We start from the raw sequence: 18,287 nt of genomic DNA, 5'->3' as shown, positions 1-18,287 counted from the left end.
CAGTATACGTGGATACGTAGTGAATTTAGACCATAAGTATGAAAAAGGAATGAAAAAAATTAAAGGGTGAGAAAAATGAAAGAACCAAAGATTGGTTTAGCACTTGGGTCTGGAGGAGCGAAAGGGTTTGCTCATATTGGTGTAATAAAGGTTTTAAGGGAAGCCGGTATCCCTATTCACATGATTGCAGGAAGTAGTATGGGGGCGCTAATAGGTACGTTTTATGCGGCAAGTAGTAACGTTGAAAGATTGTATAAATTGGCATCTGTTTTTAAGCGGAAGTATTATTTAGATTTCACGGTACCGAAAATGGGATTTATTGCTGGAAAACGTGTCAAAGATATGATTAAAATGTTTACATATAATAAAAATTTAGAAGAGTTAGATATCCCGACGGCTGTTGTGGCTACTGACATATTGAAGGGGGAAAAAGTGGTTTTTACAAGTGGGCCAGTTGCAGATGCGGTGAGGGCTAGCATATCTGTTCCTGGAGTGTTTGTACCAGAAAAAATAGATGGAAGATTATTAGTGGATGGTGGAGTCATTGATCGCATCCCAGTATCGGTTGTGAAAGAGTTAGGGGCCGATATTGTTATCGCTGTTGATGTATCTCCAATTAAGGTGAATGGCGATGTTACGTCCATTTATGACGTAATTATGCAAAGTATTGAAATTATGCAGCATGAGCTTGTAATGAATCGGCAAATTGCATCGGATTTAATGATGCGACCAGCTGTAGAGCAATTTAGTTCACGTGCTTTTACAAACATTGAAGACATTATTCGAGTTGGAGAAGTAGAAGCAGAAAAACATGTTTCAAATATTTATTTATTAATTGAGCAGTGGAAGGAGAAACATAATGTTTAAGCGTTTTCGGTTTATATATGCAATCTTAATAGGGGTTATATTGGCGATGTTACTTGTTTACGTGCGTTTACCGTATTATGTAACAAAACCAGGAATGGCTGCCAAATTAGAGCCTTATGTTCAAGTTGAGGGTGGAACGAAAGAATCTGGTGATTTTATGCTTGTTACGGTTTCAATGGGACCAGCAAATGTGGTGAATTTAATAGCGGCACAGTTTAATAAATATACACATATTTCGAAAGCGGAAGAAATATTGCAAAAAGGTGAGAGTGATGAAGAATATCAATTTCGCCAAAATTATGCGATGAAAGATTCGCAAAATGCAGCAATTTATAATGCATATAAACGTGCAAATCGCTCAGTATCTTTTGAAAATAAAGGTGTATTAGTTGCTGGTGTGGCAAAAGGAATGCCGTCAGAAGGAAAGCTTAAGCTTGGTGATGTTATTATAGCTGTTGACGGAAAAATATTTGAAAAGACGGAGCAATTTATTGAATATATGACAGGGAAAAAAGAAAACGATGCTGTAAGTATTGAGTACATGAGAAATGGAAAACAATTGAAAGAGAATTTAAATGTAAAGACGATTCCTAATGGGAATGGACGTGTCGGTATAGGTGTTTCTATCGTTACGGAAAGAGAATTAGTGGTCGATCCGAAAGTGAAAATTAATTCTCATGAAATTGGTGGACCATCCGCAGGTTTAATGTTCACATTAGAAATATATAATCAACTTGTGGAAGAAGACTTAACGAAAGGACATGAAATAGCTGGAACAGGTACAATTAATGAAAAAGGAGAAGTGGGCCCAATTGGTGGTATAAATCAAAAAGTGGTGGCTGCTAGCGATGCCGGGGCTGAAGTGTTCTTTGCGCCAAATGAAAAAGGTGCGGAGAAATCGAACTATAAAGATGCACTTGAGACTGCAAAGGATATTAAAACAAAAATGAAAATTGTACCAGTAGATACGCTGGATGATGCGTTAATATATTTAGAAAAGATGGATAAGGAAAAAACCTCTCTGAAATAGAGAGGTTTTTTATAGGAATTTTGTAGTTGTTTCATCATAGCGAATAGGATGGTGTGTTATATCCTGTTTTAATAGTTGTGTGCGTAACGGTTCGTGCATGATGGAGAAATATACAGAGTTTGCTTTTTTCTCTATATCTAAAGCGGCATGGTCGAATGTTTTTGTATGAGTAAGGATTGGAAGTTCGATTTTTTTCTTGTTTTTTGAAAGGTAAGTTTGTCCTTTTTGTGACATGCCTAGCAGGCGAATATATGGTGCGTGTTGTTCTATATTTGCGCTACGTATTTCCTCTTTTGTTGTGTTTGTTAAAATGTGTGTACAAGCTCTTTGTAATCTAGTCCATGTATAACGTTTTGTTTTTAATGCTTCCATGAATGAATAGAAGGAGGAACTGTTTTGTATTTTTGATAAAATACGATGCTCTAAACCTTCTTCTATTTCATATATATGTCGTAAGTCCCCTGGAGACATCGTCATGAGTCTATATTTAAAAAATGAAAAGTATTGTTCCCAATTATGTAATATCCCGTAGTTTTGTTTGTAATTTGCTAAAAGCGAAGTGGTTGCCTGTGGGAGAAAAGGTTTAATTGTTGTAAATGATCCTTCTTCGCTAAAGAGTTGTTTTCGGATGCTTGTTGCGCTTGCAATATGTTGGTCATTAAATGTTTCATCATGATAATGAGAGGCAAATCTTTTTATAGTTTGAGCTTGTATAGAGCTATTTTGTGACAGAATTGCTTTCATATATTGGAAGCCTAAAATATTATTTGGTTGTGACATATCTATGTTTTTTTCAGATGTTAAAATGTGTGAGAAAGCATCCGATGTTGCTTTTGCATAACTATTACCAGCGTCCATGAATTGTTTTACAAGGTAGTTAAAAGTCTCTTCTTCGTTTTTTTGTACGGAGATGGTATTATAAAAATTTTCGATTTGTCCATCCTCACTACCGAAACAAATTTCAGAAACACGTAGGGCATTTAAAATGGAAATAGCACCATTTGCGAAGGTTTCAGCCTTTTGTGTTGCAAAGACGTATGGAAGCTCTACAACAAGGTCTACGCCGTTTGCTAAGGCCATTTTAGTGCGATACCATTTGGAAATGAGTGCGGGCTCACCACGCTGTAAAAAAGGACCACTCATAACGGCAATTATTATATCAGATTGTGTTAACTTTTTTGTCTGTTGCACATGATAAAGATGACCGTTATGAAAAGGGTTATATTCAACAACAATACCACCAGCTTTTATGGTAATCTCTCCTTTCGATGTAGCATCTTTTTGAAAAACGTGATACTCTATATATTATTTACTATGATGACTTCATTATAGTGTAAAGAAAAAACTTACACTATAAATGCATTATATCACTTATACCGTGGGGTTTAATCCTCTTGTTTTTCTTCAATGACCACTTTTTGACCACTTCGACCACTTTTTAGTACATTTCCTAGCATTTCAGTTACCTCAATTTGACGTTCTTCATAAACATCAGTATAAATATTTAAAGTTGTAGAAACATTTGTATGACCAAGTAATTTTGAAACAACCTTTGCATTTGCGCCAGAATCGATTAAAATAGTTGTAAACGTTCTTCGGATATCGTGGAATCTAATATACGGTACGTCAATTGCTTCGCACAAAGCTTTCATTTGGTAACGTATCGTATATGGATGCACGATTTTTTTATTTCTTGTACAAATTAATAGGTCGAAAGAATTATCTTTTTTATGACTTTGATATTCTAACAGCTCTCCCATTAATTCTTCAGTCATTGGAATCATTCGATTAGATGCTTCGGTTTTTGTTTCACCTAATTCATACTTACCATCCACAAGCGTTAACGTTCTTTGTACATGAATGATCTTGCTTTCGAAATTAATATCCTTCCATTGTAAAGCTAATACTTCGCCGATACGCATACCTGTATGCAAAGCTAAAACAAATGCAATATAATAGCTTCCTTGAATTTTTGCATACTCCATAAACTTCATTGCTTCTTCAATTGTCCAACTAGCTTGTGCTTTCTTTTTAACCTTTGGCCGCTTTGCTTTCTTAGCTGGATTAGAATTAATCATTTCAAGCTCGACGCCTTTATCAAGGATTTGTTTTAACATAACATCAACGGATGAAATGTATTTCGTAGTAAGACCCTCTTTAAGTAGCTTCTGATGAAAATTATGAACAGTTAGAGGTTTTATATCTGATAACCTCTTTTCACCAAATTCAGGCATAACACGGGAGCGTAGAATGCGTTTGTATTGATACAATGTTGATGGTCTACATGATGATTCTTTCTCTTGCATCCAGATTTCTACGAGCTGAGAAAAGCGAATATCACTATTCTCATAATCCCCATTTGCTAAATCATTTGTAACTTTAGCCACTTCTTCTTGAGCAGCTTTCTTTGTTTTAAAACCACCTTTAGTGATTTGTTTCCGTTTACCTGTGATAGGGTCTTTCCCGACATCCATAGTAAAAGACCACTTCTCACCACGTTTACGAAAGTATGCCATGATTTTTCACCTCGTCATAATCGTTTTCTAGATACAAGCTGTGATATGTGGTAGTGGTATAAGAAATGATAGCATGTAAGCCTAATTTCTGTAAAAGGAAATTTACAGATATAAAAGAAGTGAGCTACAATATTTGTATATTAAATAAAGGAGGGGAAAATATGGAGGAATTCACAAAGGAACCTGGAGGCCACAGAGTAGCTGATCCTGGTGTAGGTTGGCATAACGAGCCAGGCGGTGGTGGCTGGCAATACAACGAAGACCCAGGAACAGGATGGAAAGTAATTTTTGATCCTGGAGTAGGTGGAGGATACACAAAAGACCCAGGTACAGGAATATAAAAAAAGAGAGCTAAGTGCTCTCTTTTTTTGTTGATAAAAATTTGTTAATTTTTACCGTTGTTATTGGAAATATTTTCTACTACAATCGATTCATAACAGCTCGTTATGAGTTTTAAGGAACTTTGCATATAAAACGAGTTGTTTACAGAACTGCTCTCGTTGGGATTCATCCAGGCCTGCGAAAACCGTTTGAATTTCATCGAGGGCATTTGCTATGTTCTTTTCATATGGTGTACTCGTTCTACCCATTAACGCATCAACAGATACACCTAAATATGTTGCAATGCGATCGAGAGTGTCGAGATCAGGTTGATTATAATTGATTTCTAGATTGCCAACTTGACTACGACTTAACTGCACTTTTTCACCGAACTCTGATTGAGTAAGGGAACGACTTGATCTAAACTTTTTTAAATTTTCTCCAAATGTATTCATAGTTTTAGTATAAATACATGAGAATTTTTAGACTATACATGTCACAGAATTTGTCTTTATAATAGTAAATATCACGTAAATTGACATTCGGGCGAAAGTGTATAGAACAAATGTTCTTTTGGTGGTAAAATATTCTTAATGAAAAATAGAATTTTTGAAAAAAACTTTCTCAACATGATTTGACCATAATCGGAACGAACATTCTAAATCTTATGATAAACTGAATTAAGCGAAAGAAGGAATAAAAAAAGACCCACGGTGTTATAGATGTGAGGCCACACAGCTATAACATTTAACCCTAGCCTAGATAGGGAAAGTTTCCATGAGTCAGTACATAGTATAGCATACTTCATAAGTGTAAAGAAAATTATGATTCATTTTCCTATTGAGAAAAAAGGGATATGTTTTGGGTTCTGATTTGGGAGGGAATTTTAGAATGAAGAGCTTTATCAAGAACTTACAGGAGCATATCAATTACCTTAAATTGGATGTTGGTACATTAGCTAAAAAAGCAGAGATTGATAGAACTAATCTTACTAGGATTTTAAATGGGAAAATTAAAGAAATGAAGTTAGAATCATTTTTATTAATTGCTCCTGACTTGTATCCAAAATGGACAGAACGTAGAAAGAAGATTAGAGAGTTTATATCGCTTTGCGAGAGTGATTTAAACATAAAAAAGTCACTGTCTTACTGTCAAACAGTTGGTGAATATCAATTAATGAAAAAATTAATAAAAAAACATATTAGCAGTGATAAAAAAGGGAAAATAAACAAATATCTATATTTGTATGATTTATACAACCAAAGAAATTTGAATAAATTAGAAGGAGAAAAATTACAAAGGAAATTAGATGAATTGCCATACTCTAAAAATGCTGACTATCAAATAATAGTAGACATGTTACACGGTTTTGCGCTGTATGATAGTAGTAATTTCATGGCTATGGTCCCGTATTCTAAAAAGATTGATCAAAACCTACCATTAGTAGAGAATACATTTATAAAGAAACATTTGGATTTGCAACATGATGATCGTAAGTCTCATATTAATTTGTTTAGTAATAAAACAAAAGAATGCAGGGAAATTTGTAATAATATAATAAAATCCGCTCCGGAATATTCAGTTATAAAGGCTAAAGCTTTGAGTTGCTTAGGGGAGTCCTTTATATTTGAAAATCCTTTTCAGGCGGAAACCTACTTTTTGGAAAGTCTAAAGTTAATAAAAAAATTAGGAATTACTACTTATAGTAAAATGTATCGTGCAGTTCATAGTACATTAGCTTTTTTGCGAATTGAGTACGGAATAAATGTAGATAAAATAGATTGGGACTTTGTAGGAGAAGCGGAAAAAGCTTTCTTTGATGCTAAATTCGGTTCAGGAGTTAAAGCTAGAGCTTATTTTGAAGACTTAAAAAAACAAGGAAAAACTTTGTCCGCATTTAAATTATATTATTTATTTTTTGTAGATAGAAATGATATAATGGTTCTCAAAGAGGCTTTAGAAAAATTCGCTAATAATGGGAATGTATTCTATTCAAATTTGGTAACACGTCTTTTAATTAAAGAGGGAGTGAAGTAGGTTGAAAAAAATTATTCTTACAATGGTATGTGTTTTAGGATTACTAGGAGCAGTTGAACAAAACAAAGATACTTCACAAACACATTCAAGTAAAGTAGAAGCTAAATATCTAATGGTTGACCCAGGAACTCATTAAAAATTTATAAATTATTTTTCAAGACGCTACTAATAAGTAGCGTCTTGAGTGCTTTTTAAGGGGTATGCATTTTTGAAAAGCATTACAAAAATGCACAGTTTGTTAAAAAAATCACATAGTTATTGGGATGGAGGAGTTCGTATTGTTAATAAGTGGCGAAGAAAAAATAAAATCCATGATTAAATATTTATTAGGGGATAAAGTCTCAGAAAATGACACTCTTCATGCTTTGAAAGAAATACATAATCAAGGATTTATTACTGATAATGAATTAAGTGAAATCATGCAGCAAATGGAACCAAAAAAAGGACTAGCCTCATGCTAATCCTTTTTTTCCTGTTTTAACATTCTTTGGATAGCTACTTCTAAAAGTGCTTTGACGCTTTCGATCTCCTCAGGAGACAGCTTTCTTCCATCCCAATGTAATTCGTCATTTTCAAATATTTCTTTTATATTATTGCTACTTTTAATGGAATTATCGCTTTTCCCGAATAAGTAATCAGTGGGAACATTGAAGAAATCAGCTAATTTTTCAATGTTCTCACGTGAGGGGATTTTTGTCCCTTTTTCATATTTGGAAATAGTTTGCTTGCTGACACCAATATTTTCGCCTATTTTTTCTTGTGTTAGTTTCCGTTCTTTTCTTAACTCGAATATTCTCTCCCCAATGATATTCATCAAAAACATCCTTTCGCGCTACTTGTAAAAAAGTATCTAGTTTAAATGTAACAATGAGTAGCCCTAATGGCAACGTAAAAATAAAAAATAAATTTTTAAAAATAAAAAGTTGCCTTTGGGGCTACTTTTGGTTATACTAAGTTTAGAAGTTGAAGGTGGTGACTTAAAATGCTAAATACACAACTAATTAAATCTCTAAGGCAAAAAAATGGTTATTCTTTAGAATATGTTTCAAAGGCTTTAGGTCTGAAATTCAAACGTTCTTATCATAACGTTGAAAAAGGTGAATCAGGATTATCAGTAGAAAAATTAAAAAAACTTTCAGAACTTTATGGTGTATCAATTAGTGAACTAATAAAGTGAGAGAGATTTTTTTTACAATCCAAGTCGCCCTGTAGACTACATTCAAGGGCGACGTTATAAGATAGTATATCCATATTTAAACTTTAAAAAATGATTGGAGTGAAAAAACATGTACCAAATAAAACAACTACCATTCTCAATGAAAGCGGAGGATGTACAAGAATTCTTAAACATTTCTCGTTCATCGGCATACGCGCTGATGAAGCGAAAAGATTTTCCTACAATTACTATTGGTAAAAGTAAAAGAGTAAAGGCAGAAGATTTTCTTAAGTGGTTTGAAGCACAAAAGGAGGGAGCAAATGCTAGTTAAAACCGAGGTTTGGATTTTTAACAAAATTATCTTTTGAGATATAAGGAGGTGATTTAGTGGAAGATACAACATCGTTAGTTATATTCGCAATGTTTATCGCATGTAGTGCTTGGTTAGGATACATCACTTATGAGCCAATAAAACAATGGGCCTGGAGTGACGTAAAACAAAATAAAAAGACCCACGGCAATGGGTCCTCTAAGAAAAAACACTTGTTATAAGTATATCACGGAAAGTAGGGAAATAGTACATGCGTTTAACTGAATATCAAGTGCTATTACCTTGTAAATTCTGGAGCTTAGCAAAAAGCAAAGATGAATTAAAAAAAATGATTCAAAAGTATTTCAAGGTTGGTTATCCGCATTATGAAATTCAGCGAATTATTAAAAGTGGACAAGCATATGTGGCAGTTTGTACAAGGAGGTAAATTAATGGCTAAATACAGACATGTTCAAACTACATTCTGGTCAGATCCAAAGGTTACAGAAGAGATGACACCAGAAGATAGATACTTTTATCTGTACCTAATGACAAATGAACATACAACTCAAATAGGTGTATATCAAATTACAAGAAAACAAATGGCCTTCGAATTAGGTTATTCCATAGAAAGCGCCAAGGCTTTGTTAGATCGTTTTACGAAGCACCATGAATTAATAGTGTACAACGAAGAAACAAGGGAAATATGCATACTTAATTGGGGGAAATACAACCTGATTAAAGGTGGAAAGCCAATTGAAGATTGTATTCAAAAAGAGTTGAAAACGATAAAAGACTTATCTTTAGTAAAACTTGTATTGGATAGAACAAAAAACGAGAAGTTGGTTCATAAAATAAGTGCTTTTGCAGGGTTTAACGATACGTCTAACGATACGTCAACGATACGTGGACAAAAAGAAAAAGAAAAAGAAAAAGAAAAAGAAAAAGAAAAAGAAAAATTACAACAAGAAGAAATATTTCCAACAGCAGAAAACTTAGCAATCGATTTTTACATGAATAATTTCGGATTTATATCTCCTTTCATGGGAGAAGAAATAAATCAATGGGTAGATGATCTTAATCAAGATTTAGTAGTCGAAGCTATGAAAATTACACTTCAAAACAATACACGTAATTGGTCTTATACAAAAGGAATTTTAAAAGATTGGCATCAACAAGGATTTAAAACAATTCAAGATGTAGAAGCAGCACAAGCAACATTCCGAAGACAACAACAAAATAAAAAGCGTACTGGCAAAGGCTATGCTAACCGAACTGAAGCTGTACCAGATTGGTTACATCAGCAGGAAGAACATGAGCCAGTGCAACAACCGCAGCAAACTCCAAGTGATGATCTTGAAGATAGTCAGAAACGTTTTGATGAGATTTTAAACAAATATAAAAATACTAAGGGGGAGTAAGGTATGAAAAAAGTTCCGGACGATAAAAAGCGAGCTTTCATGGATTTTCTGTTAAGGAACGTCTTATCAAAAGGTGATGAAGGTTATCGACTTTTATTTACATTCAATAAATATGACCATTTCGCAAAGCGAGTTCAATTTGTTGAAGATGCTAAGGCGTATGCATATGCAATTAAAATTTCAGAAGAATCTTTAGGGGATAACGAGTTCATGTTTTTTAAACGGGATGAAATTGTTATGAGTAGTTTCAGTACATTTGAACATTTTGACGAGAATAGAGAGGACACAATTTACATTCAAATAAATTTCACAGGAAAATACAGCAATAAATTGTATCTGGAAGTAGTTGAAAATGAAGACTGTACATTAACGCCATATCTTAATGAAGAAGATCATGCTGAGATTGAGCGATTGCTTAAATATCAACTTATTGATCATGCACTTGATACAAAAAATGAACAAATGTTTCGTGAATTAGTTTCAAATTAAGGGGGAGTTAATAATGAAGAATACAGGTGTTGTAAGAAAAGTCGATGAGTTAGGTCGTGTAGTAATTCCGGTAGAGTTACGCAGAACTTTGGGGATTGCTGAAGGTACAGCGTTAGACTTTCATGTTTATGGAGAAAATATCATTTTGAAAAAACAAGAAAAGTCATGCTTTGTAACGGGAGAAGTGTCTGAATCTAACATTGAATTGTTAGGTGGCCGAATGTTTTTGAGTAAGAAAGCTGCAAGTGAGTTACTGGATCTCCTTCAAAAGAATGTGACGGAAAATGCCTAAACAATTAAATATTTTTGATGTAGAACCAGAAATTTGTCAGTTTGATGTAAATAAAGCAAATGTAAAGAGGGGACCTGGTCGGGTTACATATGCAGATGTACGCGTTCATGTTCCCAAGAACGCTAAATGCACGGATGAATTACCACGTACAACTAAACAAGATGATCGTTATGACATCTTTGAACACTATACAATGGCAATTTGGAGATTTCAAAGAGCTGTAGATAAATTTTTTAATTGGGATGCAGCCGAAGAATTGTGTAAGGCTGCAAGAGATAAAAAAGAAATAATTCCGGTACGGATTTACTTAGGAAGCGGTTTTAAACCTGATGTTGTCGAGTATATGAAGTGAGAAAAAGGGAGAGGAATATATGAATAAAGAAATCGATGTTACAAGTAATAAAGTATATGTGGTTACGGATGGAAAAATCCTTTCTTTTGACCCACCTGCAAGTGGATATGGTGAACAAGTTGTAATTTGGGTTAACGGTAAAGTTGGTCATGTTAAAACTACCTCCAATGAAATGATAAAGTAATTAGCTTTTTAAAGGAGTGTTTGAAATGTCGGCTTTTAAAGTTCGGGTTGCTTTAGAAGAAGTGGATTTCTTATGGGATCAAAGAGAGGTTTTCCAGTTTCGAGAGCTTTGGAATAGCAACTACACACTTTTAGAGATTTCGAAAAGGTTTAAAAGAAAGCAAATAGAAGTAGCAGCACTTATTTTAGATCAAGTAGATAAGTTTAAGATCCACAAAAGAAAAATGGGTTTAGGAGAAATTGGTGACAAAAAAGTTCGGAATAAAAAGAAAAAAGAAATGCCACTATACGTCTACATTGCTTTAGAAGAGGTAAATTTTATTTGGAATGAGGACGATATAGAGCTTTTTAAGGATCTATGGATGAAGCAGCTTGGTATTGAAGAAATAGCAAACAGATTAAGAAGGCATCAAATTGAAATAGCGACATTAATATTGGATCAGTTCGGTTTAGAATACATGCTTAATTGTTTAATAGATACGAAAAAAAGAGTAGCTTAATTAAATTAGTGAGGGAGCGAATGGAAATGAATTTAACTAAAATATTTGGAATGCAAAAGGTATTGGATACAAGAATTGTTAAGGAACATGGATTGGAAGGCAAAAATTTATTTTACAATATGATCCTTGCTCTACAAGTTGAAATTGGAGAACTTGCAAATGAAACTAGATGTTTTAAGCATTGGAGCAATAAAGGGCCAAGTGAAAAAGAAGTTATTCTGATGGAATATGTTGATGGTTTACATTTCATAGCCTCATTAGGCAACGGTATTGGCTTTAATCCTAATGGATATAGTGCGAAATTTTTAAATCACAACGCAAATGTTTTTTCTGCAAGTTCGTTAGTCAGTCAGTTTAACAATGTATATGAAGCTGTATCGGAATTTCGTGCAACTCAAGATAGGGAGTTGTACGAAGAATTGCTATATTCCTACTTAGGATTAGGTAAGAAATTAGGATTCACATTTAAAGAGATTGAACAAGGTTATTACAAGAAGAATGAAGTAAATCATCAACGTCAGAATAACGGGTATTAAGCAATGAAAGGTATGTGCATAGATGTGGATCATTCAGCTTTACTGGGAATAAATGAAGAATACTTTTTATTCCCAGCTAAGCCTAATCATTACTATGTCAGCAAATTTGATCGTAAGGAATCACATTTTGGATGTTATCCAGCAGAGAGATTTAAAGTGGTGGAAAACGAGGTTTGGAGACCAGAACCGCAAATTAACATGCCGAATTTAGATGAAAGTAAATTCTATAAAGCTCAATTGATTTGGCGAACAAAAGGCTATAAAGATAAACCACTTAAAGAATACATTATAAAGCCTAAAGGTACACATTGTTTCTTCTGGCATGATCGAGAACGTGAAAAATTATGTGGATGCTTTCCGATACATTGGTTTGCTAATTTTGAAGAATTAGCAGCAGTACCAGAAGAAGTTAAAGAAACGTCAAAACAGGAATCTGTTTCATTGTTAGAAAGACCGGATGGGCAACTAGCATTCTTTTAAAATCTGAATTTAATTAATAAATGAGGTTTGCAATGAAAAGAGCCATGAGTTGTGAAGGCTCATGGCTCATTGTATAAGGGTAAAGTCGTAATGACTTTATAAATAAATAATATCACGAATATCCAAATAAATACAATAAAAGTAAATTAAATGGTATAAAATTTGAATTTTGTATAAAAAGAAAGGGGTGAGTTTATGAAACGTATAGTTTTCTACTCTGGAGGGATAGGTAGTTGGTACACAGCTAAAAGAGTTATAGATAAATATGGAACAGAAAACGTAATCCTTCTTTTTAGCGATACTTTAATTGAGGATGAAGATTTATATAGATTCTTAGATGAAACATCAAACGATTTTGGGGTAAAGATAACAAGGATTGAAGATGGTCGTACACCATGGGAAGTGTTTAAAGATGTTAGATGGCTGGGTAATTCAAGACTTGCTCAATGTTCACATTTATTAAAACAGAAAACAGCAGAGAAATGGGTAAAAGATAACTTTCAGCCTGATGAATGTGTATTGTACTTAGGGATTGATTGGACGGAAGAACACAGAACTAAGTCTCCAGTAAAGAATTGGTCACCTTATAAAGTGGAGTTTCCTATGTGTGAGGAGCCATATATAAACAAAGAAGAAATGTTAGATGAATTAAGCCATAAAGGAATTGAGATCCCACGACTATATAAGATGGGATTTAGTCATAACAATTGCGGCGGAATGTGTGTAAGAGCAGGGCAAGCACATTTTATCAATCTTCTGAAAAAGTTGCCAGATAGATTCGAATGGCTAGAGAACTACGAAAAAGAAATGCAAGTTTATTTAGGGAAAGATGTAACTATTTTAAACAGAGTACGAAATGGAAAACGTGAAAACTTATCACTGGAACAATTGAGAATTGAATTTGAACAGAAAAACCTAGAACAAATTGATCTGTTTGATTTTGGTGGGTGCGGTTGTTTCGTGAATTACGCTTAATTTTGAACAAAAGCGTTATTTGGTTGGAAAGGGGAATGAAAGATGGAAACAAAAGGGTTATCAAGAGGAGAAATTCTGGTAGGCATGGAGGAAGGGCGTTTTAAGGATGGCGACAAGTTTAAACGTCAGTCAGATGGAAAAGAAATCGTAATTGTATTTCCTAGATTGCGATACATGGGCGGAAATCCTGTTGAAGTAGCTGTTGTAACTGAAGCGTGGGATGCAATCAATGAATTTGAAATTAATGATTGGGTATGTCATGAAGAAAATGAATTGATCGGAATTATAACTAAAAAAGATGGACGATATATCGTCTTAGATAATATGCGAGAGCGTGATGGTTTTTCAGCATATTGGGATGAAAGTTTAAGAAAAGCAACTCCAGAAGAAATTAAACAAGAAAAGCGTCGTAGATTATTCGAAAAACACGGACGTGGTATTGATGAGTTTAAAAGTGGTGATGTTGCAACACCTGCAGATAATGACAAAGCACTATTACTCATCGAGTCTTATTATTCACATAAAAATGCAGTTCGAATAGGTGGTACTTATTACAACGCATCAGATTTAAATCCTGCTTATTTTGTAGAAAGTAAGGTAGATATCGAAAACTAAACAAAATAGTTATTTTGGCGAAAGGAATGGAGCGAATGAGACGTACAAGGAATAGGCAATTAGCTAAGTTGCATAACGAGCCTATGTGGTTTTGGAATAAGGAAGGTACTGATGATATTCGTTCACAAAGACTTTGGATGAAGATGGGGTTGCAGCCTAAATTAGATCCAACTTTTAAATGGATTCGTTGTTATAACATGCCACCTTTTGCGATTTTTACAGGCGGAGAAGTTCTATCACGGAAGGGAAATATTAAAAGCAACAGATACCATAATAGAAATATTACAGGCTGGATAGAGGTTGATAGCAAAGGTGGATGGGCGATAAAAATAAAACTTTAAACAAAATTCTTATTTTGTAGAAAGGAGGGGATTGTAGTGAGCTCCTTTGATACCACTCTTACAATTAGACCATATAATCAGGAATTACCGTATGTAGGTAAAACGTATACGCATAAAGGGCAGCAAGTGACTGTCAGTAAGATTAATAAAATGGAGTGGGTTTATACTGATCTAAAAGTGCATATCACGGTTGAAAATACCGATATAAGTAATGATGATATTGAAATTACAAAAAAAGAAGCGGTACATGGACGGATAAAACTACATCTGGTATGTGGTTGGTGTGAAATGGAATTTGTAGTCACCGTTATGTCGGAGTTAATGGACGTAGCGTATTGTCCTCATTGTGCAGAATGCGGTTTGGAATATGCAGATTACAAATATAAGCAGGATGGTAATAGGTATGAGTATCGTCAAGATAACTGGTTCTATAAGGTTAGTGAAGGTGATGTCTGGTCAGTGGTTCTTAGGGAAAAGGCAAATAATAAAGAGTTTGTTATAGATATACAAGGCGTATCGAATGAAGAAGAAACCTATGAGAAAATGAAAGAATTTCTAGAAAAGAAAAATTACAAGATGCCGTATACCATTCTTAATATTAGGCAGGTCGGAAGGGCTTTAAAGATAGTTAAAACATAACAAAATCTTTATTTTGATGGGAGAAGGTAGCGTGACTAAGGAATGTAAGCATCTTTATAGAGAGTTTAGGGTAGAAAGTAGTAATGGGAAAGGTGATCGTGTTTGGTTTTATTGTCAGAAATGCCTAGAGATAGTAAGCAAATCAATAGACTCAGATAAGAAAAGACCGATGGTGCCGATAAAGCCAGTAAGTACTGTTACAGTCCAAAGAATTTGAAATAAAATCGTTATTTGAGAGAAAGTGAGGGGGAAACATGAGAGCGGAAGTTAAATGGTTTGCTGAACAGATGGAAAGCAAATTACAGGAAAACGACCATAAAGGCGGTTGGAAAGACTGTGACTGCTATTGGCTTCTCAATAGGGCAAAAGAAGAATGTCTGGAGTTATTACATGAACTTGATGTCCATAGAGATTTAGGTGGTAATAAGGAAAAAATTATTAAAGAATGCTCAGATGTTGCTAATTTTGTAATGATGATTGCGGATAAGGTAAGTGAAAAATAAACAAAAACGCTATTTTGCACAACAAAGCAGCTAGCTAAAGTAGCTAACTGCCTGCTGTAAATACTATTCCACATGGATACGCAAATTGTAACCACAAGTTACATTTATAGTATAAACAGATTTGAAAATGTTATGCAGGAAAGAAAACTAAATAAAAACTTCATTTTATTGAAAAGGGGGAATGGATATGTCTCTAGTAGGGAATTTAAAGGAACTCCAAGAAAAAGCCATTGATGAAAAGGTGTTGGAATTTGCGGAAGAAATGGAAATCGTAATAACTAAAAGTGCCGCAAGCGGATATTCAGGTCATAGATATAAAATTCATAATGAAAATCCAAATCGGCATATGATGTGTTCAAAAATATTTATAGAAAAGTTACAAGAATTATTGGACGGTGTGAAGGTTGAATTTAAGGAAGAAGAAAAGAAAAATATTTTAGGCGGATCTTACTACGAACATTACATCCGTTTTAAGTGGAATGACTAATTTCTTAATAAAAATTTCATTTTGTAGCAAAGGTTGGTGAAACGATGTTTATTAAAGAATTTAAAGTAAATGGCAGCATGATTGAAGGTCAAGTCATTGGTAATTGGTCCAATAAAAGTTATTACGCCCTCAAGATTGAGAAAATGAAAATGGCTAATTTAGACGTAAATGAATTAGATACATTAATAGCCGAGTTGGAAAACATAAGTGTAAAAATAAAAGAATCTAATGCAGAATACGAACGTGATTATAAATCTAAAAGAGCAGCTAGCAAAAGCTAACTGCTCACCCAAGAAAAACAGAGGAAAGATAACCATGTGTCTATAGTATTTACGGAATATTGAGTTTTATTCAGGGGAGGTATAAAAATGGATATGGAATTAGGGACTTGTAATTTCAGAGGGTGTTGGAAGGGCGCAACAACAGAAGGACATATTTACGGTCATTCCAAGAATGATACTAAAGATAGTTTTATTCCTGTAGTCGCTTGTGATGAACATGCAAAGGAAAAGGATTTTTATCGTTATATTGAGCAGAAAGAAAACACAACAAAATAATCCTTTTAAAATAAAAAAGAAAAAAGCAACTTGTATTGGGGACAAGTCACTTTTTTCGAATGGCAATGTTACATTCATTATAACAAGGCAGATGTAGCAGCTAAATAAATAAAAATCACAAATTTTAGACAAAATTCGAGATTACAAATGAATATAGTCCGGCTAGAAAACTAGAGGACACCAATTCACTAAAGCAGCAATTAAGGCTGTTTAAGGAATAGGTGTCCTTTTTATTTTAAACAAGGGAGATGGGGAAATGAAAGTACTAAAGGATCAGCTACGCGAGTGGAAAAAACAATCAAAAAAAGTAAAGAAGAAAAATAAGAAAAAACAAAAAGAGAAATTAAGCACACGCGACATTGAGGATTTAATGGGAATTCATGGTCCACGTTATGAACGAAGACGTGGGGCAGTAAGACAAAAATAATAACAATGGAGGAATTTAATATGAATAAACAACTATCATTTAAGATGCCAATTGTGGATGGAAAAAGAACAAAACAAGAAATCGAAAAAGTATTTAATGAGTATCGTAGATATTTAGCAACTATGCCATGTGATATGCTGCCAAAAGTGACAGCGTCGTATTCTATTGTTCCTCCATCGAATACAAATGAGTTTAATAGTTCGACTGAAAATATTGCAATAGAAAGAATAGAGTATGAACAAGAACGAAATAAATTTATGAGTTGGTTGTATGACGGTGTGAATCGTCTAAGAGATGATGAACGTGAAGTGATTGTGAAATTTTATATGGAACATGATTCTGGATATGATCAAGATATCTGGATGGATTTAGGTATAGGTAAAACAAAATATTATAAGTTAAAAGGACGAGCGATATTGCGTTTAGCTTTCAATCTAAAAAAAGAGGTGTTTCAAAAAACGCGTAAACAAAAAGAGGGGCAAAGTATATGAATATTGTACAGCCGATTCGAGATAAAGAAATAATACAAGAAATAAAAGAGTTCTATAAGGAACAGAATGAGAGGAACTACATTCTGTTTCTTCTTGGTATTAATACAGGATTCAGAATATCGGATATATTACGTTTACGTGTTCGTGATGTAGAAGGCTGGAATATTGTGATACGCGAAAAGAAAACAAGGAAGATCAAAGATGTGAAGATGCCTTCAGAGCTGAAGAGAGCTATCAGAAATTATACTGAAGGAAAGCCAAAGAATGAATACCTAATTAAGAGTAGAAACGGAAAAAATAAACCAATTACTCGTGCAATGGCATATGTAATATTGAATCAAGCTGCTGAAGAGTTTGGGTTGGAACGTATCGGTACTCATTCACTTAGAAAGACATATGGCTATCACCATTACAAACAATTTAAAGATGTAGTTGCCTTGCAAAAGATGTTAAATCATACAGATCAGAAAGAAACATTGAGATACATTGGAATGGAGCAAGATACATTAAATGATTATCAAAGGAAGTTTAGAATCTAGCTCCTTTATTTTTTTAACATTTATTGAATTAGCTTTAAACTGAAAGTGTCAAATTCATTTTTATAAAATGCGAAAGAGATTGGTATATCTAAGGTTAAACGGAATAGGTGAATTTAACACAATCCAGATTATAGCTAATTCATTTCCTAGGATTAAAGAACATATTTATTCAAAACTATGCGAAAAGAGGCTGAAAAACGATGTAAAAAAATGCATAAATAAA

Annotated in this window: 34 protein-coding genes; 30 read left to right on the top strand and 4 right to left on the bottom strand. The window is 33.8% G+C overall.

The genetic code is table 11. The features are described from left to right. Positions 1 to 75 precede the first annotated feature (75 nt). Positions 76 to 867, top strand: coding sequence for a patatin-like phospholipase family protein (locus EBQ15_RS00155; RefSeq protein ID WP_000662590.1), 792 nt, complete (start codon positions 76 to 78; stop codon positions 865 to 867). Beyond that, the gene (locus EBQ15_RS00150; RefSeq protein WP_000476294.1) at positions 860 to 1,897 is read left to right on the top strand and encodes a SepM family pheromone-processing serine protease; all 1,038 of its coding nucleotides are present in this window, start codon (positions 860 to 862) and stop codon (positions 1,895 to 1,897) included. The genes EBQ15_RS00155 and EBQ15_RS00150 overlap by 8 nt, the downstream gene beginning before the upstream one ends. Positions 1,898 to 1,906: 9 nt before the next feature. Here EBQ15_RS00150 and EBQ15_RS00145 read toward each other — a convergent pair whose 3' ends face one another. Together EBQ15_RS00145 and EBQ15_RS00140 are read right to left on the bottom strand one after the other, a co-directional pair. Next, positions 1,907 to 3,088 carry a nucleotidyltransferase gene (locus EBQ15_RS00145; protein ID WP_002000715.1) on the bottom strand — a complete coding sequence of 394 codons (1,182 nt, stop codon included), beginning with the start codon at positions 3,086 to 3,088 and terminating at the stop codon, positions 1,907 to 1,909. A 194-nt stretch (positions 3,089 to 3,282) separates the two neighbouring features. Further along, positions 3,283 to 4,413 (bottom strand): site-specific integrase, encoded by a 1,131-nt coding sequence (locus EBQ15_RS00140; protein WP_000323191.1) that lies wholly within the window; start codon positions 4,411 to 4,413, stop codon positions 3,283 to 3,285. Between the two features lie 161 nt (positions 4,414 to 4,574). On the opposite strand from EBQ15_RS00140, the gene EBQ15_RS00135 reads away from it, so the two are divergent. Next, positions 4,575 to 4,754 (top strand): hypothetical protein, encoded by a 180-nt coding sequence (locus EBQ15_RS00135; RefSeq protein WP_000390887.1) that lies wholly within the window; start codon positions 4,575 to 4,577, stop codon positions 4,752 to 4,754. A 90-nt stretch (positions 4,755 to 4,844) separates the two neighbouring features. Here the strand turns inward: EBQ15_RS00135 and EBQ15_RS00130 are convergent, their stop codons facing one another. Then, positions 4,845 to 5,189 (bottom strand): helix-turn-helix domain-containing protein, encoded by a 345-nt coding sequence (locus EBQ15_RS00130; RefSeq protein ID WP_002000719.1) that lies wholly within the window; start codon positions 5,187 to 5,189, stop codon positions 4,845 to 4,847. 436 nt (positions 5,190 to 5,625) lie between these two features. Between EBQ15_RS00130 and EBQ15_RS00125 the strand changes: the two genes are divergently transcribed. From EBQ15_RS00125 to EBQ15_RS00115, 3 genes are all read left to right on the top strand, one after another. Then, complete coding sequence (locus EBQ15_RS00125) at positions 5,626 to 6,771, top strand: AimR family lysis-lysogeny pheromone receptor (protein WP_000834545.1); 1,146 nt, start codon at positions 5,626 to 5,628, stop codon at positions 6,769 to 6,771. A 1-nt stretch (position 6,772) separates the two neighbouring features. Beyond that, a complete protein-coding gene (locus EBQ15_RS00120; protein ID WP_000720665.1) occupies positions 6,773 to 6,907 on the top strand; it encodes a hypothetical protein in 135 nt (44 codons plus the stop codon). A gap of 142 nt (positions 6,908 to 7,049) precedes the next feature. After that, positions 7,050 to 7,232: a hypothetical protein gene (locus EBQ15_RS00115; RefSeq protein WP_000908630.1), complete on the top strand. Its 183-nt coding sequence runs from the start codon at positions 7,050 to 7,052 to the stop codon at positions 7,230 to 7,232. Here EBQ15_RS00115 and EBQ15_RS00110 read toward each other — a convergent pair. Then, positions 7,229 to 7,585, bottom strand: coding sequence for a helix-turn-helix domain-containing protein (locus tag EBQ15_RS00110; RefSeq protein WP_001021267.1), 357 nt, complete (start codon positions 7,583 to 7,585; stop codon positions 7,229 to 7,231). The two genes, EBQ15_RS00115 and EBQ15_RS00110, sit on opposite strands and share 4 nt — an antisense overlap. 168 nt (positions 7,586 to 7,753) lie before the next feature. Between EBQ15_RS00110 and EBQ15_RS00105 the strand changes: the two genes are divergently transcribed. The 24 genes from EBQ15_RS00105 (at position 7,754) to EBQ15_RS00005 (ending at position 18,064) form a co-directional block, all read left to right on the top strand. Then, entirely contained in the window at positions 7,754 to 7,948 is a 195-nt protein-coding gene (locus EBQ15_RS00105) for a helix-turn-helix domain-containing protein (protein WP_000935433.1), read from the top strand. A 109-nt stretch (positions 7,949 to 8,057) separates the two neighbouring features. After that, positions 8,058 to 8,258, top strand: coding sequence for a helix-turn-helix domain-containing protein (locus EBQ15_RS00100; protein WP_000284336.1), 201 nt, complete (start codon positions 8,058 to 8,060; stop codon positions 8,256 to 8,258). A gap of 56 nt (positions 8,259 to 8,314) precedes the next feature. Beyond that, positions 8,315 to 8,479: a hypothetical protein gene (locus tag EBQ15_RS30985; RefSeq protein WP_000390299.1), complete on the top strand. Its 165-nt coding sequence runs from the start codon at positions 8,315 to 8,317 to the stop codon at positions 8,477 to 8,479. 29 nt (positions 8,480 to 8,508) lie between these two features. After that, positions 8,509 to 8,685 (top strand): hypothetical protein, encoded by a 177-nt coding sequence (locus tag EBQ15_RS30980; RefSeq protein WP_001241119.1) that lies wholly within the window; start codon positions 8,509 to 8,511, stop codon positions 8,683 to 8,685. A 4-nt stretch (positions 8,686 to 8,689) separates the two neighbouring features. Continuing rightward, on the top strand, positions 8,690 to 9,658 hold the full coding sequence (locus tag EBQ15_RS00095) for a DnaD domain-containing protein (protein WP_001151933.1): 969 nt from the start codon (positions 8,690 to 8,692) through the stop codon (positions 9,656 to 9,658). Positions 9,659 to 9,661: 3 nt separating this feature from the next. Beyond that, positions 9,662 to 10,147, top strand: a complete 486-nt coding sequence (locus EBQ15_RS00090; protein ID WP_000757651.1) for a YpiB family protein — start codon at positions 9,662 to 9,664, stop codon at positions 10,145 to 10,147. 13 nt (positions 10,148 to 10,160) lie between these two features. Continuing rightward, complete coding sequence (locus EBQ15_RS00085; protein ID WP_000799101.1) at positions 10,161 to 10,439, top strand: AbrB/MazE/SpoVT family DNA-binding domain-containing protein; 279 nt, start codon at positions 10,161 to 10,163, stop codon at positions 10,437 to 10,439. Further along, positions 10,432 to 10,791 carry a hypothetical protein gene (locus EBQ15_RS00080; protein ID WP_001125976.1) on the top strand — a complete coding sequence of 120 codons (360 nt, stop codon included), beginning with the start codon at positions 10,432 to 10,434 and terminating at the stop codon, positions 10,789 to 10,791. Before EBQ15_RS00085 ends, EBQ15_RS00080 begins: the two co-directional genes overlap by 8 nt. Positions 10,792 to 10,810: 19 nt before the next feature. Beyond that, positions 10,811 to 10,975: a DUF3954 domain-containing protein gene (locus tag EBQ15_RS00075; RefSeq protein WP_001031009.1), complete on the top strand. Its 165-nt coding sequence runs from the start codon at positions 10,811 to 10,813 to the stop codon at positions 10,973 to 10,975. Positions 10,976 to 11,000: 25 nt separating this feature from the next. After that, on the top strand, positions 11,001 to 11,474 hold the full coding sequence (locus tag EBQ15_RS00070) for a hypothetical protein (protein WP_001272177.1): 474 nt from the start codon (positions 11,001 to 11,003) through the stop codon (positions 11,472 to 11,474). Between the two features lie 20 nt (positions 11,475 to 11,494). Then, on the top strand, positions 11,495 to 12,010 hold the full coding sequence (locus EBQ15_RS00065; protein ID WP_002000728.1) for a dUTP diphosphatase: 516 nt from the start codon (positions 11,495 to 11,497) through the stop codon (positions 12,008 to 12,010). 3 nt (positions 12,011 to 12,013) lie between these two features. Then, the gene (locus EBQ15_RS00060) at positions 12,014 to 12,490 is read left to right on the top strand and encodes a hypothetical protein (RefSeq protein ID WP_000677543.1); all 477 of its coding nucleotides are present in this window, start codon (positions 12,014 to 12,016) and stop codon (positions 12,488 to 12,490) included. Between the two features lie 195 nt (positions 12,491 to 12,685). After that, positions 12,686 to 13,465 carry a hypothetical protein gene (locus EBQ15_RS00055; protein WP_000822899.1) on the top strand — a complete coding sequence of 260 codons (780 nt, stop codon included), beginning with the start codon at positions 12,686 to 12,688 and terminating at the stop codon, positions 13,463 to 13,465. 42 nt (positions 13,466 to 13,507) lie between these two features. Then, positions 13,508 to 14,080 (top strand): hypothetical protein, encoded by a 573-nt coding sequence (locus tag EBQ15_RS31395; protein ID WP_000448275.1) that lies wholly within the window; start codon positions 13,508 to 13,510, stop codon positions 14,078 to 14,080. 35 nt (positions 14,081 to 14,115) lie between these two features. Continuing rightward, a complete protein-coding gene (locus EBQ15_RS00045) occupies positions 14,116 to 14,421 on the top strand; it encodes a hypothetical protein (protein WP_001255044.1) in 306 nt (101 codons plus the stop codon). A 36-nt stretch (positions 14,422 to 14,457) separates the two neighbouring features. Continuing rightward, entirely contained in the window at positions 14,458 to 15,060 is a 603-nt protein-coding gene (locus tag EBQ15_RS00040) for a hypothetical protein (RefSeq protein ID WP_000093801.1), read from the top strand. Positions 15,061 to 15,091: 31 nt separating this feature from the next. After that, positions 15,092 to 15,277: a hypothetical protein gene (locus EBQ15_RS00035; RefSeq protein WP_000159246.1), complete on the top strand. Its 186-nt coding sequence runs from the start codon at positions 15,092 to 15,094 to the stop codon at positions 15,275 to 15,277. 37 nt (positions 15,278 to 15,314) lie between these two features. Continuing rightward, positions 15,315 to 15,563 carry a hypothetical protein gene (locus EBQ15_RS00030; RefSeq protein WP_001201004.1) on the top strand — a complete coding sequence of 83 codons (249 nt, stop codon included), beginning with the start codon at positions 15,315 to 15,317 and terminating at the stop codon, positions 15,561 to 15,563. Between the two features lie 187 nt (positions 15,564 to 15,750). Beyond that, the gene (locus EBQ15_RS00025; protein ID WP_000060543.1) at positions 15,751 to 16,050 is read left to right on the top strand and encodes a hypothetical protein; all 300 of its coding nucleotides are present in this window, start codon (positions 15,751 to 15,753) and stop codon (positions 16,048 to 16,050) included. A 44-nt stretch (positions 16,051 to 16,094) separates the two neighbouring features. Next, complete coding sequence (locus EBQ15_RS00020) at positions 16,095 to 16,331, top strand: hypothetical protein (protein WP_000470014.1); 237 nt, start codon at positions 16,095 to 16,097, stop codon at positions 16,329 to 16,331. 93 nt (positions 16,332 to 16,424) lie between these two features. Further along, entirely contained in the window at positions 16,425 to 16,607 is a 183-nt protein-coding gene (locus EBQ15_RS00015) for a hypothetical protein (protein WP_033683942.1), read from the top strand. Between the two features lie 256 nt (positions 16,608 to 16,863). Then, positions 16,864 to 17,034: a hypothetical protein gene (locus tag EBQ15_RS30975; protein WP_000866143.1), complete on the top strand. Its 171-nt coding sequence runs from the start codon at positions 16,864 to 16,866 to the stop codon at positions 17,032 to 17,034. Positions 17,035 to 17,054: 20 nt separating this feature from the next. Next, positions 17,055 to 17,525, top strand: coding sequence for an ArpU family phage packaging/lysis transcriptional regulator (locus EBQ15_RS00010; protein ID WP_001041469.1), 471 nt, complete (start codon positions 17,055 to 17,057; stop codon positions 17,523 to 17,525). Then, positions 17,522 to 18,064 carry a tyrosine-type recombinase/integrase gene (locus tag EBQ15_RS00005; RefSeq protein ID WP_001028515.1) on the top strand — a complete coding sequence of 181 codons (543 nt, stop codon included), beginning with the start codon at positions 17,522 to 17,524 and terminating at the stop codon, positions 18,062 to 18,064. Before EBQ15_RS00010 ends, EBQ15_RS00005 begins: the two co-directional genes overlap by 4 nt. Positions 18,065 to 18,287 lie beyond the last annotated feature (223 nt).

It is taken from the genome of Bacillus sp. 2D03, from assembly GCF_003946765.1.
GTDB lineage: Bacteria > Bacillota > Bacilli > Bacillales > Bacillaceae_G > Bacillus_A > Bacillus_A cereus.
The sequence above is the reverse complement of the archived record's forward strand: the minus strand, read 5'-3'. Positions and strand labels throughout refer to the sequence as shown.